Origin of the sequence: Corynebacterium argentoratense DSM 44202 (genome assembly GCF_000590555.1) — a bacterium.
GTDB classification, from domain to species: domain Bacteria; phylum Actinomycetota; class Actinomycetes; order Mycobacteriales; family Mycobacteriaceae; genus Corynebacterium; species Corynebacterium argentoratense.
Map to the genome: position 1 here is coordinate 464332 of NC_022198.1, position 17144 is coordinate 481475.

General features: G+C 59.0%; 14 protein-coding genes. 8 read left to right on the forward strand and 6 right to left on the reverse strand.

From position 1 onward, the window contains the following. The first annotated feature begins 1 nt into the window (after position 1). Positions 2–541, forward strand: a complete 540-nt coding sequence (locus CARG_RS02260) for a DUF2771 domain-containing protein (protein WP_020975768.1) — start codon at positions 2–4, stop codon at positions 539–541. A gap of 42 nt (positions 542–583) precedes the next feature. Here CARG_RS02260 and CARG_RS02265 read toward each other — a convergent pair whose 3' ends face one another. Together CARG_RS02265 and CARG_RS02270 are read right to left on the reverse strand one after the other, a co-directional pair. After that, a complete protein-coding gene (locus CARG_RS02265; protein WP_144198479.1) occupies positions 584–1378 on the reverse strand; it encodes an aminotransferase class IV in 795 nt (264 codons plus the stop codon). Positions 1379–1481: 103 nt separating this feature from the next. Beyond that, a complete protein-coding gene (locus CARG_RS02270; protein WP_020975770.1) occupies positions 1482–3173 on the reverse strand; it encodes a chorismate-binding protein in 1692 nt (563 codons plus the stop codon). 137 nt (positions 3174–3310) lie between these two features. Between CARG_RS02270 and CARG_RS02275 the strand changes: the two genes are divergently transcribed. Continuing rightward, on the forward strand, positions 3311–4744 hold the full coding sequence (locus CARG_RS02275; protein WP_020975771.1) for an NCS2 family permease: 1434 nt from the start codon (positions 3311–3313) through the stop codon (positions 4742–4744). Continuing rightward, the gene (locus tag CARG_RS02280; protein WP_020975772.1) at positions 4744–5664 is read left to right on the forward strand and encodes a TrmH family RNA methyltransferase; all 921 of its coding nucleotides are present in this window, start codon (positions 4744–4746) and stop codon (positions 5662–5664) included. The genes CARG_RS02275 and CARG_RS02280 overlap by 1 nt, the downstream gene beginning before the upstream one ends. Before the next feature lie 11 nt (positions 5665–5675). Here the strand turns inward: CARG_RS02280 and CARG_RS02285 are convergent, their stop codons facing one another. The 3 genes from CARG_RS02285 to serC form a co-directional block, all read right to left on the reverse strand. Further along, positions 5676–6494, reverse strand: a complete 819-nt coding sequence (locus tag CARG_RS02285; protein WP_236620154.1) for a DUF6928 family protein — start codon at positions 6492–6494, stop codon at positions 5676–5678. A gap of 29 nt (positions 6495–6523) precedes the next feature. Continuing rightward, entirely contained in the window at positions 6524–7522 is a 999-nt protein-coding gene (sepH, locus tag CARG_RS02290) for a septation protein SepH (RefSeq protein ID WP_020975774.1), read from the reverse strand. A gap of 137 nt (positions 7523–7659) precedes the next feature. After that, positions 7660–8790, reverse strand: coding sequence for a phosphoserine transaminase (gene serC / locus CARG_RS02295; protein ID WP_020975775.1), 1131 nt, complete (start codon positions 8788–8790; stop codon positions 7660–7662). A 651-nt stretch (positions 8791–9441) separates the two neighbouring features. On the opposite strand from serC, the gene CARG_RS02300 reads away from it, so the two are divergent. Then, positions 9442–10740 (forward strand): citrate synthase, encoded by a 1299-nt coding sequence (locus tag CARG_RS02300; RefSeq protein WP_020975776.1) that lies wholly within the window; start codon positions 9442–9444, stop codon positions 10738–10740. Positions 10741–10770: 30 nt separating this feature from the next. Further along, positions 10771–11133: an FKBP-type peptidyl-prolyl cis-trans isomerase gene (locus CARG_RS02305; protein ID WP_041747299.1), complete on the forward strand. Its 363-nt coding sequence runs from the start codon at positions 10771–10773 to the stop codon at positions 11131–11133. An 83-nt stretch (positions 11134–11216) separates the two neighbouring features. On the opposite strand, the gene CARG_RS02310 is transcribed toward CARG_RS02305, so the two are convergent. Next, on the reverse strand, positions 11217–12761 hold the full coding sequence (locus tag CARG_RS02310) for a carboxyl transferase domain-containing protein (RefSeq protein WP_020975778.1): 1545 nt from the start codon (positions 12759–12761) through the stop codon (positions 11217–11219). A gap of 110 nt (positions 12762–12871) precedes the next feature. Between CARG_RS02310 and CARG_RS02315 the strand changes: the two genes are divergently transcribed. The 3 genes from CARG_RS02315 to CARG_RS02325 all read left to right on the forward strand — a co-directional run bounded on the left by CARG_RS02315 (position 12872) and on the right by CARG_RS02325 (position 17053). Beyond that, positions 12872–13717, forward strand: a complete 846-nt coding sequence (locus tag CARG_RS02315) for an aldo/keto reductase (protein ID WP_020975779.1) — start codon at positions 12872–12874, stop codon at positions 13715–13717. A gap of 61 nt (positions 13718–13778) precedes the next feature. Then, positions 13779–14603, forward strand: coding sequence for an enoyl-CoA hydratase (locus tag CARG_RS02320; protein WP_020975780.1), 825 nt, complete (start codon positions 13779–13781; stop codon positions 14601–14603). Next, positions 14603–17053, forward strand: coding sequence for an HAD-IC family P-type ATPase (locus CARG_RS02325; protein ID WP_020975781.1), 2451 nt, complete (start codon positions 14603–14605; stop codon positions 17051–17053). Before CARG_RS02320 ends, CARG_RS02325 begins: the two co-directional genes overlap by 1 nt. The last annotated feature ends 91 nt before the right edge of the window (positions 17054–17144 follow it).

Consider the following 17144-nt stretch of genomic DNA (forward strand, 5'->3'; position numbering starts at 1 on the left):
CATGAGCGAGCCCACACACGACGCGACCACATCAACCGTCGAACCAGCACCCGAACGCAACACAAAAACCACCCTCATCCAAATAGGGGTCATGCTGGCCACCGTGGTCGTAGTCACCATCGCATTCCTAGGCTTCCGCACCTGGTGGAAACCCGCCGACCCGGAACCGCAAGACGTCCACATCACCGTCGCCACAGGGGACACAACAGAAGAGGTAGCCCCCTACTCCGTGTGCGAACAAGGCGTCGAATGCCAAGAGCAGCCACTCACAGAACTGAGCTTCGGCGACGACGTGACCCTCACCCTCCCCGAAGCCATTTACGACCACGACTGGGCCTTGCTGAAGATCTACGACAACCCCGCCAAAAACGACCAGTCCTACTACGGCTCGCACGAAAAGCAGGAAATAACCCTGCCCACCCACGAAGACGACGCCCAACTAATGGTCATCGAAGTGTCCTCCCTGATGATCGGCCACGACGACCAAGGCGAAGAAACCCCCTACGTTGTCACCTGGTCAATCAGCTCCGATAAAGCCTAAAACCCAGGCACAGCACCCCATTGGCGCCGCCGCCACGAGCGTTTAAACATCATGCACTGACTGAGCCTGCGCCCACAAATAATCATTGACGACGCCGCGCAATTGTTCCCAGGCCGCAGGGCCCGCGGCGTCATCAATTCCCGCGGCGCGAGTAATATGCTCCGGGATCTCGGGGCAAGAAGCAGGCACCATAGCGGCATATTCCAACCAATGCGACACCGAACGCACCCCGGAAAAAGAATTCAATAACCACACATGCGAACGCATCAAGTGCGGCGGGCGCAAACCTAACTCGTGGCGAATCACCCGGAAACCCCAACGCTCAACCAGCGGCAACACTAAGCCGGCAGTCACCGACGCCAACGCCCGCGGATGCGTCGAGACATGCACAACACCATCGGCATCAAACGCCAGGGGAGTGGAATAAAAACATTCCACGATCCGATCCCTCGGGGCCTCCGGACAACCCAAAATACCCTCGGTGGCGCCCTTCTCATGAGCACGATGCATCAACACACTTAACATGTAAATATCCGGGCCCTTGACCGTGGGATTGTAGCGCTCATCCGGCACAGGATGGACACGAACAATCGCGGCATCCTCCACCACACGGTCCGGGCGATGCGTCACCACCCACTGGGTGCCCTCCAAGCTGATCTTCGGATTGCACGGGCCCGGGCCAAAAGAGCGCAGCCGACCCAGGATTGCTTGCTCGACCTCGGTAGTCCACGGCACCGACTCGAGCGCCGAATAAGTACGCAAACGTTCAAGATGCAGATCCAAACCACGAACCCTGCCATCAACCATCCGGAAAGAGGTCATCCCTAAGGAACTCACAAACCACGCACCTCGCAGAAATAACGTGCATAAAGCACACCTGTACAACACCACCGGCCGGTACCAAGTGGCACCGCGTGGACACAGACGACCGCAGCACTACCTACGGCACATACTGTTGGCCCAGCAGCGCAAACAACGGCCGGGCCTTCACAAGGACCTCATCGTATTCATCATCTGGGTCGCTCAGCCACGTTATTGCACCGCCCACGCCGTAGTGCAGACGCCGCTGACGTAGCACGACGCAGCGAATCAGCATGGACAAGTCAATGTCGTCACAGTCAATGTAGCCCATCACCCCGGAATAATAACCGCGAGGGTGCCCTTCGTATTCCCGCAGAAGATCCATAGTTTTCTGCTTTGGTGCGCCCGTCATCGAGCCGCCCGGGAAAGCAGCGAGCGCGGCGTCGATGGCGGAGACTTCCGGTCGCACGTGACCAGAAATAGTCGAAATCATCTGAGTGACCTGGGGGAGCTCGTAAATACCAAAAAGTTCCTCCACCGTGACGCTTCCCGGGGTGCACACGCGGGCGAGATCGTTGCGCATCAGGTCGACGATCATCAGGTTCTCGGCGCGATCCTTTTCGCTAGATAGCAGCTCCGCGGGGTCGCAACCGGCTGGACGTGTTCCCTTGATCGGATGGGCCGAGATCGTGCGCCCACCCCCAGTTGCTGCCTGCCCGGGGCGAACGCGGACGAAGCGCTCCGGTGATGCTGAAATGATTGACACCTCGGGGCTCGTTAACATCCCGCGCATGGGTGCCGGCACCAGCGAGCGTAGGCGCACATACAGCTCAAGCGCAGAAACATCTTCAAGCAAGATTGATGACGCAGCGGTGGTCAAGCACAACTCGTAGGAATCACCGCGGGCAATGGCCTGGCGACAACGTGAAATAGCTTCGCGATAGTCTTCGCGGCTGTCACGGAAAGAAATAGCACTGGCCTGCGGTGCTGGCGGAACATCGCCTAAAAGTTCTTCCGGTACGGCCCCCTCCCAATGCAGCTCATGCTCGGGGTGAAACCATATACTCTGCGCACTATCGGCACCGGAGTTGTCCCTGGTATGCAGCTGCGCGGCACTACTGCCATCCACCCCGCCTGTGGCCTCATACGATAGGGCGCCATACAGGGCGACATCGGTGTCCAGTGGCCCCTCCCAGCGCTCATTCCCGGCAGCGATGCGGGTGTATCCGTCGAATTCAAACCACGCAAAATACGGGTAGCGCTGCGCCCACTTCCACGGCTCTAATGCACACAGCAGGGCATTACGCACAAGGTCCACGCCCTGCACGGTCGCAATGGACTCCGGGTGAAACTGCACACCCCACTGCGGTGCATCCATCCGGCGGCAGGCCATGATCGAACCGTCGTCCGCGCGGGCCAGAACCTCCAACGCGGCGTCATTAAAATCTGTGATCTCCAAGGAGTGATAGCGCACAACCTCCATCGACTGCGGCAACCCCGCGAACATTCCTGTGCCGCAATGCGACACCTGGCTGACACGGCCATGCATGGGAAACTGCGCGGGCCCTACCGTCGCACCGGCTTCCATAGCAATCACCTGATGCCCCAAACACACCCCCACGCACGGCACACCGCTGCGCACGGCCTCGATACTCAACCGCGCGTCCTCTGGTCGGCCGGGGCCGGGGGAGAGCACAAACACGTCGGCGTTCGCAGGCAATTCGCCGTCATGGGCAACCACCTGCGGAAGAATCCCGACGGCTCGAAAAATCGCATCAGCTAAAAGATGCGAAAAAGAATCCTGGTTGTCGATCAACACAATGCGCGGCACGTAATACACCCTAAAGCACCCCTGGGCGAGTGGGACTATGCGCCAGTATTTGCCCATTGAGCGGCCTCAGTGAGATTCTTTAAAGTGCCAGTTCACTGAGGGCGAATCCCGCCCCGGCACCTTCAAACGGAGAGTTCATGCAGCAAGCACTTGATCGCTACTTCCACATCTCGGAACGTGGATCCACTGTAGGCACCGAAGTACGTGGCGGACTCGTCACCTTCTTCGCGATGGCCTACATCATCATTCTTAACCCGCTCATCCTCGGAACGACCGAGGACATCACAGGTCAGGCGCTTGGCGGAGCACGCGTTGCAGCGGTGACCGCACTGGCCGCAGGCGCCATGACCATCCTTTTTGGTTTGTTTGCGCGCTACCCATTCGGCATCGCCACCGGCCTGGGCATTAACACCCTTGTGGCTGTCACCTTGGTCGCCACCGAGGGGCTGACGTGGCCAGAGGCCATGGGCCTGGTAGTCATCGACGGTATCATCATCGTGTTGCTGGCCGTGTCGGGTTTCCGTGTCGCCGTCTTCAATGCCATCCCCCGCGAGCTGAAAGCCGCAATGGGTGTGGGCATTGGCCTGTTCATCGCGATGATCGGCCTGGTTGATTCTGGTTTCGTCCGTCGTATTCCTGACGCCGCGGGCACCACCGTCCCCGTCGGCCTAGGCATCAATGGTTCCATCGCGTCGTGGCCGACCTTTGTTTTTGTGTGCGGTTTGATCATCTGTGGCGTGTTGGTTGCTCGCAATACCCGCGGCGGGTTGTTTATCGGCATCGTTGTGACCACCGTGATTGGCATGATTGTCGAGGCTCTCACCGGCGCTGGTCCTTCCTTTGTTGATGGCAAGCCCAACCCCACTGGGTGGTCGCTTGCGGTACCGACCCTGCCGGATTCCATTGGTGGTATGCCGGATCTTTCTCTTGTCGGCGCGGTTGACCTGGTGGGTGCCTTCAGCCGCATTGGTGTGCTCAGCGCTTCCCTTTTGGTGTTCACCCTTGTGCTCGCGAACTTCTTTGATGCCATGGGTACCATGACAGCATTGGGTAAGCAGGGCGGCTTGGTTGATGAGGATGGCAACCTTCCCGACATGAAGCGCGCCCTGATAGTTGAGGGCACCGGCGCCATCATCGGTGGTGGCGTGTCTGCTTCCTCCAACACTGTTTACATTGACTCCGCAGCGGGTATTGCTGACGGAGCACGCACGGGTCTTGCGAACGTCGTCACCGGCGTGCTGTTTTTGGCCGCGATGTTCCTCACCCCGCTGTATTCCATCGTCCCGATTGAGGCTGCGGCACCCGTATTGGTCGTCGTCGGTGCCCTCATGATGGCGCAGATTAAAGACATCGACTTTTCCACCTTCTCTATCGCCTTGCCCGCCTTCCTGATGATCGTGGTCATGCCTTTCACCTACTCGATCGCCAACGGCATCGGCGTCGGTTTTATCGCCTACGTTCTGATGGCTCTGGCATCCGGTAAAGCTAAGCAAGTTCACTGGCTGTTGTGGCTGATCTCTGCATTGTTCCTCGTGTACTTCGCAGTCGATCCCATCATGAGCGCTATCTAATGAGCACCCAGCCAGCTAGCTTTGACGCGATCGACGGAGTTGTACGCCCCGACGATCCCCATGACCCCCGTCTGGACGATTTTCGGGATCTCAACAATTCTGATCACCGCCCCGATCTGCCCGACGGTAAGGGGCTGGTTATCGCCGAGGGTGCACTGGTGGTTGGCCGGCTGATTGACTCTCGCTACCCGGTGCGCGCAATCGTGGGCTTTGGGTCCAAGCTGCGCGGCTTCATCGACGCATATGCCGAGGAACATGGCATTGCCGCCGAGGATCCGGCATCCACCCGGGTCGCGTGCGTGCAGCACTTACACAGCCTAGGGATCGAGATCTATGAGGTATCCCGCGCACTGTTGGCCGAGGTCGCCGGTTTTGATATGCACCGAGGGCTGGTCGCCGTAGCGCAGCGTACGGAGCCGCTGTCGGTGACACAAGCCATCGACGGGGCACGAACGGTGGTGGTGCTCGAAGGCGTGGGCGACCTAGAAAATATTGGCTCCATCTTCCGTAATGCAGCAGGAATGGGTGTTGACGCCGTGCTGTTTGGCGCCGGCTGCGCAGACCCCCTGTATCGCCGCGTGGTGCGGGTATCCATGGGGCACGTTCTGCGACTCCCCTTCGCTTTCTTCGAGGGAAGCACACGCAACTGGCACCACAGTATGCAGCAGCTGCACGAGGCAGGCTTCACCACTGTGTCGTTGACGCCCGACCCGCAGGCGCCGACAATCGCGGCCGCTCTGCAAGGCGTCGAGAAAGCAGCGCTACTCGTGGGCGCTGAAGGGCCAGGCTTGAGCGAAAGAACCATGCACTACACCCACACCCGCGCACGGATCCCCATGGCGGAAGGCACAGACTCGCTCAACCTCGCCACCGCAGCAGCCATCGCATTCTACGAACGCGACAGGCACCTGCACGGCTAACCCCCGCGACGTCAGCAACGGTCGATGCGGCGCAAACGTTCGCGAGCCGAATGCGCCGCAGATTTCGCCGCATCACTCATACCCGACAACAGGGTGCGGCCCACGTCGCTAGCCCTCGCAGCAGTATCACGCATGCGGGCGGTCATCTCGGCCTCCGCATCAATCGACAGATCCTCATAATCCGGCTCCAAAGCCTCAGAACCGGTATCAACCGGAGCCACCGGCCGCGTCACCAACGGAACCTGCTTTGGCTCAGGGCGCCCATCGACCGCAAACGCCACAATATTGATCGGCGGGCCCTCCACCGACACATCAACCCCCAGCCACCCCTGCTGGGATGCCACAGCCAACTCCACCGGATCAAAAGGCAACAAAATGCCCCCGTCAGCGCGTTCCTGTGACCAAAAAGGCAACTCGAAAGGCTCCGGCACGCCTTCGTCTTCAAAGATCCGGTCGGGGATCGCAACAAAACTACGGCGCAGAACACCACCCGAAAAATGCGCAAAGCCCCCAAGCCCACTGGACTCGTTAACCGTACTGATATACACATCAGCAGCCGGCAAAGCAGTCAGCAAAAAATCAGGCAAGTGCGCCACACTGCGTGCGTCCTCCACCACCGTCTGGATAATGCCCACCCCCGGAAAACCGGCAATATAGAATTCGCCGGTGGACGTCGGAACACTGCGATTCATCGAAAACTGGCCGATGGGGGTGATGGGCCACGAAGGATTCAACTGGGCCAACAGTTTCCGGCCGAAGCCACGATCCGCCCGAGGATGAGAATTGATCACCGCAGCAACATCCGCAGCGGTGACAAACCACGCGGTCACAACCGCACTGCAATCCACGACGATCCCCGCTAGTTACGCGGACGCTTTGTGTTGGCACGAACCCCCAACAGGACGTCCTCCCAGTGAGGAGTCACGGCCTTGCGGCGACGCTTGGAGGAAGGCTCCTGACCTTCCCGCTGGGCGCCCCGCGAATCCGACTGCTCGGCCGCAGCGTCGCCGTCGTGAGCAGAAGCATCAGCGGCATCGGACTGTCCAGCGGCAGGGGTTTCGACAACGCCAGTCAGCTCCGACAGAAGATCCATTTCTTGGGTGTCTTCCGCAGAAGGACGGGGCCGGTGGACACTTACTTTGCGGACCGGCTGGATGAACTCCGGATCGATCACATCAGCAGCGATGGCGTTTCTTGCCACAGCAGTGGACTGGCCGAAATTCTTGGTATGCAGTGACCACTCGGCCGTATTCTCCGACAAGCCGGCCTTCCAAGACACGCTCACCACCCACTGGTTGGACGCATCACGGTAGGAATCCCACTCGGCAGATTCCAAATCGATACCACGGGCGGCGAAGGCAGTCGCCAAAATCTCCCACAGGGTGAGCTTGGCCGGGCCGTCGTCACGCACCGGGTAGGCCTTCTTGGCGATCTCAGCCATACGCGAACGCTCCAACAACACCGGGTAGGCGTAGTCGTCAATGCGCTCCACAGACACACCAGCGAGCTCCGCAACCTCTTCGACGGTAGCGCCCGCGCGAATGCGCTCCTGAATCTCCTTTGGGCGGAGCTTGAGCGGTTGCGAACGCGGCGACTCAACGGGTTCAGCCGCGGGTTTAGCGGGGGAGGAAGCGACGTCATCTCCTGCCGTGGCGGTCTCGGCAGAAGCCTTAACTGTGGAGACATCAGCGCGGCCGCGAGAGGACTCTAATGCACTGGCCAGGGCCTCAATATCCTGGGGCGACAAGGTATCCAGGGCGAGGAAAAACTGCTCCTGCGCACCATCGGCAGAAGAATCGGAGGTAAACACCAAAGAATTACCATCAGACTCGGTGCTCTCAAAGCGAAGCTCACGCATCGTTACTCCTGACCCTAACGCGAATACAATTGTGCTCCACCTTAACGCACAAAACGGCCCAGCAAGCAGATGCCAGGCCGTTGACGCCACACACTAACGCGGCGTCACAAGCAGGTAAAAGAACGCACTACCCACCTTTAGCGGGCTGCGTAACCACCATCGAGGATGAAATCAATCGCCTTAGTCAAGGTGGCAACATCGGTGGAATCAATAGCGGGGAACATACCGACGCGCAGCTGATTGCGCCCAAGCTTACGGTAGGGCTCGACGTCAACAATTCCATTGGAGCGCAGAATTTTAGCGACAACAGATGCATCCACGGCGTCATCAAAATCAATGGTGCCGACAACCAGCGAACGCTTCGCGGGATCAGCCACGTAGCAAGAGGTTTCGGGACGAGCCGTGGCCCAATCGTAAAGAATGGAAGAAGACTCGGTGGTGCGAGCAACCATGGCATCCAAGCCACCCTGAGCGTTCATCCACTGCACCTGATTGTCCATCAACAACAATGTGCCCACAGCCGGGGTGTTGTAGGTCTGATTCTTGCGGGAGTTGTCGACAGCCGTCTGCAGGTTCAAAAACGACGGGATAAAGCGGTCAGACGCATTGATCTTTTCGATGCGCTCCAAAGCGGCGGGGCTCATGGCAGCAAACCACAGGCCACCATCGGAAGCGAAGCATTTCTGGGGAGAGAAGTAGTACACGTCAGCCTGCGACATGTCGACAGGCAGACCACCTGCGCCACTGGTGGCGTCGATAGCGACCAGGGAACCCTCGGCCCCTGCGGGGCGGGTGACCGGAACCATCGCGCCAGTGGAGGTTTCGTTGTGTGCCCAACCGATGAGGTCGCAACCCTCCATGGCTACAGGCTGGGGAGCATCACCGGGATCAGTGGAGACCAAGGTGGGCTCCTCCAGCCACGGAGCCTTAGCGGAAGCAGAAGCGAACTTAGAGGAAAACTCACCGAAAGTAAGGTGGCCGGAGCGCTTCTCGATCAAGCCGTAGGTTGCGGCGTCCCAGAAAGCGGTGGCGCCACCCAAAGACAAAACGATTTCGTAGCCGTCAGGCAAGCGGAAGAGCTCGCTCAGCCCCTCACGAATAGAGCCGACCACATTCTTTACTGCGGGCTGCCGGTGTGAGGTGCCCATGATGGACGTTGCGCCATCGACGATCGCCTGGATCTGCTCGGGGCGAACTTTGGAAGGGCCGCAGCCGAAGCGGCCATCAGCGGGCTGAAGATCGTTGGGGAGGGTGGGCATGTCGGACATCCGGGTACCTTCTCTAATTCCTGGCTCTCAAGGGACAGTGCTCTACCAAGCACATGTTCTTCCAGAGTACTGCACCGCCTGCGCAGGTGTTTCTGCCATACCCCTTATGTGGGGCACCGCGCCAAGAGTGGTTTACCCCCGACTAGGGGGTGGGTGCAAAGTCTGAAAAACCTCCAATGGTCGTTAGACGCCTAGGCTTACGGGGCTAGCGAGGCGCGCATCATCAATTGCCCCGGCTGGGCGGAGGATTATTCGGGTGCCGTTGGCTCCTAACACTGCACAAATGGGGGGATGGTCACAAACTTTGCTAAACTGCGACCAACACCACGAAACTTCGGTGATAACGATATATAAGCAGGTGTTTGAGGGGCTCAACCGGCCCAAAACCCGCCGCCTTCCAGTGAATAAAACGTGCTACAAACAGCAACATTGTTGCTCCCGCTTACCTTTCACTGTCAGCTGCGGTAATGTGGCTCTGATCGCTTAAATGATTGTCTCGATCTTGGAGGGCTTTCCTCACAAGGGATGCCCTCCAAGTGGCAGGCAAGGCATGTGAGTAAAACAAGGCCCGAATGCGGTGCTAGCCCCGCAACAAGCCGGTGGAATCCCTCACCCTAGGGAGACCGCTTCACAAGTTTGAAAGGTAATACTGTGGCTACAGAGAACAAGGACAAGGCCATACTGAGCTACCCCGGCGGCGAGTACGAAATGGACATCGTGCGCGCTACCGAAGGCAACGATGGTATCGCCCTCGGCAAGCTTCGCGACGCAACCGGCTTGGTCACTTACGACCCCGGCTACGTCAGCACCGGCTCTACCGAGTCCGCAATTACCTACATTGATGGTGAGGAGGGCATCCTCCGCTACCGCGGTTACGCAATTGAAGACCTCGCGGAAAAGACCACCTTCAATGAGGTTTCTTACCTGTTGATCCACGGAGAGCTGCCCACCCAGGAACAGCTCTTGGCTTTCAACGACGAAGTTCGCCACCACACTCTGCTGGACGAGGGCTTTAAGAAGCAGTTCTCTGTCTTCCCGCGCGACGCGCACCCCATGGCTGTGCTGGCTTCCTCGCTGAACATCCTCTCGACCTACTACCAGGACGAGCTTGATCCCCTGAACCCTGATCACCTTGAGAAGGCCACCGTCCGACTCATGGCTAAGGTTCCGATGCTTGCCGCTTACGCACATCGTGCACGCCACGGCGAGCCCTACATGTACCCCGACAACTCCCTCAACGCGCGTGAAAACTTCCTGCGCATGATGTTCGGTTTCCCGACCGAGCCCTACGAGGTTGATCCCCTCCTGGTCAAGGCACTCGATCAGCTGCTGATTCTGCACGCTGATCACGAGCAGAACTGCTCCACCTCCACTGTCCGCATGGTTGCCTCGGCTCAGGCAAACATGTTCGTGTCCGTGGCTGCAGGCATCAACGCACTGTCCGGCCCGCTGCACGGCGGCGCCAACCAAGCTGTGCTCGAGATGCTCGACGAAATCAAGGCCAACGGCGGTGACGCAACCGACTTCATGAACCGCGTGAAGAACAAGGAGCCCGGCGTTCGCCTCATGGGCTTCGGTCACCGCGTCTACAAGAACTACGATCCCCGCGCGTCCATCATCAAGAAGACCGCCCACGAAGTTCTCGAGAAGCTCGGCGGCGACGACACCCTCGAGCTCGCCATGAACCTCGAAGAGATTGCTCTCGCTGACGACTACTTCATCAGCCGCAAGCTCTACCCGAACGTTGACTTCTACACCGGCCTGATCTACCGCGCCATGGGCTTCCCCACGGACTTCTTCACCGTCCTGTTCGCAATGGGCCGCCTTCCCGGCTGGATCGCTCAGTACCGCGAACTCGTGGAGAACCCCGCATCCAAGATCTACCGCCCGCGCCAGATCTACACCGGCGAAGCCCTCCGCAGCTTCGTTCCTCGCGATCAGCGCAAGTAAAAACTAGACCGAGGAGAAAACATGTCAGACATGGAAAAACCCCAACTGGAAGCTGGCGACCCGAAAGCCCTTCCCACTGAGCTTGTTGTCGAAGACATCATCGTCGGCGATGGGGAAGAAGCAACCCCCGGTGCCAACGTTGAGGTGCACTACGTCGGCGTTGACTACGCCGATGGTGCAGAGTTCGACTCCTCCTGGGACCGCGGCCAGTCCATCAGCTTCCCATTGAGGGGCCTCATCCAGGGCTGGCAGGACGGAATCCCCGGAATGAAGGTTGGCGGTCGCCGCAAGCTGATCATTCCCCCAGCACTCGCCTACGGCGAAGAGGGTGGCTTCCACCCCTTGGCAGGTAAGACGCTGATCTTCATGATCGACCTGATCGACGTCAAGTAGGCCCCGGCCACCCTAGCCAGACTATAAACTGCCGGGCCCTGCACTCACAGTGCAGGGCCCGGCAGTTTTCGTATATATCCCGTCTAGACGTCAGGGTTGTCGGCAAGCGCCTCATAATGGCGGAAGCGCTGCTCACGGCCAACACGTTGGGGCTCATGATCCAGGGTCCACAAGGCGTGCGCCACACTGTCGACAACGCGTTGGATGAACGCCTCCGGTTCCTCCGCGGCGTCATCACGCTCAGCAATCAATCGATCCACCAAGCCCACGTCCTTCAGGGCCCAAGACGACACCCTTTGACGCTCCATCATGGCAGGGGCATGCGTAGTATCGCGGTACATGATCGCCGACGCACCTTCCGGCGGAAGCGGAGACAACCAGCCGTGCTCCGCGCACAACACGCAGTCGGCAGGCAACATGGACAGAGCTCCGCCGCCGCAACCCTCGCCCAGAATCACCGACACCGTAGGCACGTCCACATCGACAAGCTCGCCAAGCGTGCGAGCAATCGATCCAGCCATGCCGTTTTCCTCCGCATGCTGCGACAATTCTGCACCGGGTGTGTCGATGATGCTGACCAACGGAAGCTTCAACTCGTGAGCCAAAGCAATACCGCGGCGGGCAAAACGCAAAGCCTCCGGGCCAAGCCACGCAGCGCCGTGGGGCGGCTGCTGCTCACGATTCTGCGCGATGAGAACAACGGGGCGACCAGCGATGCGACACAACGCGACCGTCACCGCGGGGGAGCGACGTCCATCGCCGGTGCCCGACAGCTCGATCAAATGGTGGGACAGACGCTCGACAATAGCCCGCGCACCCGGCCGCTGAGGACTACGCGTGCGTTCGATGGACTCCCACACGCTTGCCTCCGGCTTCCTGAGCGGTTCTTCCGGTTGTTGGGGTTGATCGGTGGAAGATACGGGACGCAGAACATCGATGATCTTTAAGACAGCGACGCGCAGCTGGTCCGGATCGACAACCCCGTCGATGACACCGTGCTCGGCGAGGTTTTCCCCACTCTGCACGCCTTCCGGCATGGGTGTGCCTGTGGTCAGCTCGACAACCCGCGGGCCCAAGAAGCCGAGCAGAGCGTTGGGTTCCGCGAAGGTGAAGTGCCCAGCAGAGCCCCAGGAGGCCATCACGCCGCCGGTAGTGGGATTTCTCAGGTAAACCAAAAATGGAAGGTTCGCGTCCTTATGCCGGTATACAGCGGTGGTGATTGACACCATGAGTGCGAACGCGGGTGTGCCTTCCTGCATGCGGGTGCCGCCCGAAGAAGGGGAGATAAGCAAAGGTAGGCGCTCGTGGGTGGCGCGGTGAATACTTGCAATGATGCGCCGTGCGGTTGCCGCACCGATGGAACCGCCCAAGAAGCCGAACTCGCTGACGATGAAGGCGACCCGGGCGCCACCGACCAGCCCTTCGCCGGTGATGACAGATTCATCCACCCCAGTCTTTTCGCGTGCCCTGGAGAGACTAGCGGCGTAGTCATCGTCGATATCGCCATAGTCGGGTGGAGTGTCCCAGGAAACAAACGTGCCCTCATCTAGTACGTGGCTGATGAGCTCTTTAGCGCTGGTGTGTTTCGTTTTAGCATTTGAATCGGTGCTTTTAGACTGCGTGCTCATAGTGACAAGACTAAAACATGGGCACACCGAGTGCGCTGGTTTTCGTTTTCGGGGGCACCCGCTGGCCGGGGTTCCTGCACGCGCGCCGCATATTGACTTGAATAGACACTATGGCTACTTCTCTCACCCTCAACGATGGTTCCCCGATCCCGCAGCTTGGTCTCGGGGTGTACAAGATGAGCAACGACGAGGCTTACTCGGCCATTCGCCATGCAATCGAGGTCGGGTACCGGCACATCGATACTGCAGCGCTCTACGACAACGAAGTTGGGGTGGGTAAAGCTGTCAATGACGCCGTGGCTGCGGGGGACGTGTCGCGCGAAGAGCTGTTTGTCACCACCAAATTATGGAATGACCAGCACCACCAGGCTGAGGTCGCGTTCCAACAGTCTCTTGAGCGCCTGAACCTCGACTACATCGACCTTTATCTTGTGCACTGGCCAGTGCCGGCTCAGGGGCTAGCCAACCAGGCGTTCAGCTCGATGGCCAAGCTTCAAGGCATGGGCACTGTTCAGTCTCTCGGCGTGTGCAATTTCTACGAAGAAGCCCTCGAGTCTTTGATCGCTGAATGCGGGATCACCCCAGCTGTCAACCAGGTTGAGCTTCACCCGGGCTTCTCGCAAAAGCCATTGCGGGAATTCAACGAGGGCCTGGGGATCCTCACCGAAGCATGGTCCCCGCTTGGTAGGGGGGCCAATATTGAGGATCCCACCATCGTCTCCCTGGCAGAGGAACTAGGTAGGACCCCCGCGCAGGTGATCATCCGCTGGCACCTGCAACTCGGCAACATTGTTATTCCAAAGTCTGTGACCCCGGCCCGCATCGAGGAAAACTTCGATGTTTTCTCCTTCGAGCTGACCCCAGCGCAGATGGACTCGATCAGCGCTATGGATCCGGAAGATCCCGAAGCCGGCCGAATGAGTAACAACCCGCGCCTATGGCCTGAGGTCTCTTAGAGGCCACAGTACAAACAGCCCTCCCGCCGACCCGACCCTTTTGGAGTGAAAAGACACTGCTATGACCGTTTCGCCAGCTGACACCCATGAGGCATTCAAGACCACGTTGCTGGAAATGACTTCGGAGATCCTCCGCATTGAGCTCGACGGGTTTGTGGCTGTTTCGACGATGACCCGACCGGACAAGCGCAACGCTCTCAACGAGGCGGCTTGCAATGCTCTTGCTGACCTGTTGGAGGCTATCGGCCAGCATGATGAGCAGCACCCTGTGGATCCTCCGGTGCGTGCGGTGCTGATCCGCGGTGAAGGCCCTGCCTTTTGTGCGGGGGCGGATCTGTCGGGGTCGGTGTACGGGGATACATTCCACGCTGCACTGCACAGGATGTTGCGTGCGGTGGTGCATTGCCCGTACCCGGTGATTGCGGATGTTCAGGGCCCTGCGGTGGGTGCTGGCACGCAGTTGTCTCTGGCTTGTGATTTGCGGGTGGTGGGGGAGCGTGGCTGGTTCATGGTCCCTCCCGCGAAGCTGGGTTTTGCTCTTGACAACTGGACTTTGCGGCGCAGTGAGCACTTGTTGGGTGGCGCGTGGACTAGAAGCGTGATGTTGTCGGGGGCTCGTGTTGATCAGCAGCAGGCTCGCATCAGTGGTTTCGCCTCAGAAGTGGGGGATGCGGATCAGGCATTATCTTTTGCTCATGACGTCGCCTCTGCCGCACCGCTGAGCGTGAAGCATCTAAAGAGTGTGTTGAACCGTACGGATTATGGGTTTGAGTTTGCTGATCCAGAGCACCAGCAGGGGTATGAGGAATGCTGGGCTAGTCAGGATGCTGCCGACGCGCGCCGGGCTCGGGCGGAGAAGCGGCCTGCGGTGTTTCGCGGTATGTGATGCTGTCGTCCCCTTTGGTTGTTCGTTCTGAGACTCCTCTGGAGGGCTTGGATTCTTCTGACGTTGCGTTGCGTGCGGCGCGTGGTTTGTGCAATGTGCATGAGCATGCGACGGGGCGTTCGGTGGGCGATATTATTCGCTCGAATGTTGTGACGCGGATTAATGCGATCTTGGTGGTGCTCTTTGTTTGCGTCATGGTGACCGGCAGCGTTGTCAATGGTGCTTTTGGTTTGTTGATCGTGGCGAACTCGGCTGTGGGGATTATTCAGGAGTTGCGGGCGAAGCGCACGCTGGATCGTTTGAGTATTTTGGCGCAGGCTCCGGCTGTTGTGGTGCGCGAGTCGGTGGCGCGTGAGGTTGCTCAGGAATCCGTGGTTGTTGATGATCTGCTCCAAGTGCGGGCGGGGGATCAGATCGTGGTGGATGGGGTTGTGCGTGTCGCGCAGGGGCTGGATGTTGATGAGTCGATGCTGACGGGGGAGTCCGTGCCGATTCACAAGCATCCGGGGGATACGGTGTGGTCTGGTTCTTTTGTGACGGCTGGTTCTGGTGTTTTCCAGGCTGTCGCTGTGGGGGAGGATGCGTATCAAGCGAAGTTGGTCAGTGAGGCTGGGAAGTTTCAGCTGACTGATAGTGAACTTCGGCGGGGCATTGACCGTATTTTGCGGGTGATTACGTGGTTGTTGATCCCGGTGGGGTTGCTGACTATTTGGGTGCAGTTGACGGAGACGGGGGCGCCGTTTAATCGCGCGATGTTGGCGATGGTTGCTGCGCTGGTTCCGATGGTGCCAGAGGGTTTGGTGTTGATGACGTCCGTTGCTTTCGCGGTGGGCGTTGTGCGTTTGGGTAAGCGTAAGGCTTTGGTCAATGAGTTGGCGGCGATTGAGGGGTTGGCCCGCATTGATGTTGTGTGCGCGGATAAGACGGGTACGTTGACGGAAAATCGCATGGTGTTGGGTCAGGTGCTGCCGTGTGGAGAACACCAGGATCGGTTGGTGCGACGGGTGTTGGCGGCTATTGCGCATGCTGATGCTGCTGCTAATGACACGATGGTGGCGATCGCGGATGGGCTAGAGGGCGTGGGCTTTGAGGGGGTGAGTGTCGGTTGCGTTCGCCCGTTTGACTCTGCGTGGAAGTTTTCTTCGTGGTCTGTGGATGGTGATGAGTGTCGGGGGGTGTTCGTGTTGGGGGCGCCTGATGTGTTGCTTCCAGATGGTGACGTCGCGGAGCGTGCGCAGCGCATGGCGGCTCAAGGTTTGCGGGTGTTGGCGTTTGGGGTGGTGGATCCATCTAGTGTGTTGGCGCAGTCGCCGGATAGTGCGCGGTTGCGCATGGATTCTTCTGCGTATGTGGACGATGCATGGGGGCTGGTTGTTGTGGAGCAGGCGGTGCGTGGTGATGCTGCGGAGACGGTGGATTTCTTTGTGCGGGAGGGGGTGGATGTGAAGATCATTTCGGGTGATAACGCCGCTAGCGTGGGTGCGGTTGCTCGTGGCGTTGGTGTGTGTGGGGAGGTTGTGGATGCGCGTGATTTGCCTGCTTATTCGAGTGAACCGGATGCTTTTGCGGAGGTGGTGTGCCGGGCCAAGGTTTTTGGGCGGGTGAGCCCTGAACAAAAGAGGGATATGGTGCGGGCGCTGCATGATCATGGCCATGTGGTGGCGATGACGGGTGACGGTATTAACGATGTGCTGGCGTTGAAGGAAGCCGCTATTGGTGTGGCGATGGGCTCGGGGGCGGATGCGACCCGGAGTGTTGCGCAGTTGGTGTTGCTGAACAATTCTTTTGCTTCTTTGCCATATGTCGTGCGGGAGGGCCGGCGGGTGATCGGCAATATTGAGCGGATCGCTCATCTGTTTTTGACTAAGACGGTGTATTCGATCGTGTTGGCTCTGGTGGTGGGGCTGTTTGCGATTAATTTTCCTTTCCAGCCGATTCATGTGACGGTCGCGGGGTGGTTCACGATCGGCATTCCGGGTTTTATCTTGTCCCTCGCCCCTAATGCGGAGCGCGCGCGTCCTGGTTTTGCGTCTCGTGTGTTGCGTTTGGCTGTGCCGTCTGGGGTGATTATTGGTGGGGTGACGGTGGGGTTGTGGGTGATGATCAATCCGGGTGCGAAGGCGTCTGATGCGGATTTCATGCGAGCGTCTACGGCGGTGTTCGCGGCGTTGATCGTGATGGCTGTGTGGGTGTTGGCTATGGTTGCTCGTCCGTGGAACCGTTGGCGTGCTTTGTTGGTGGCGGGGTGCGCTGGGGCGTACTGTTTTGTATTTTTCTTCCCCCCTGTTGCTCGACTGGTCAAGCTTGATACCTCTGATACTGGGCTGATGCTTAGTGGTCTTGGAGCTGGTGTTGTTGGGATCGCGTTGATTGAGTCGGTACGCGTGCTGGGCAGGAGTGCGTTGGTCTCTTCTGTGCGACAGGCTGTGTCCACTAGATGGAACGGCTAGTGTGATCGCCAACATAGTCAAAATTCTGCGAAGTAGGCATTAACAAAGTTTGCAAAAGTGCAGTAGGCTCCATTGTGGGGGGTGGTTTCAC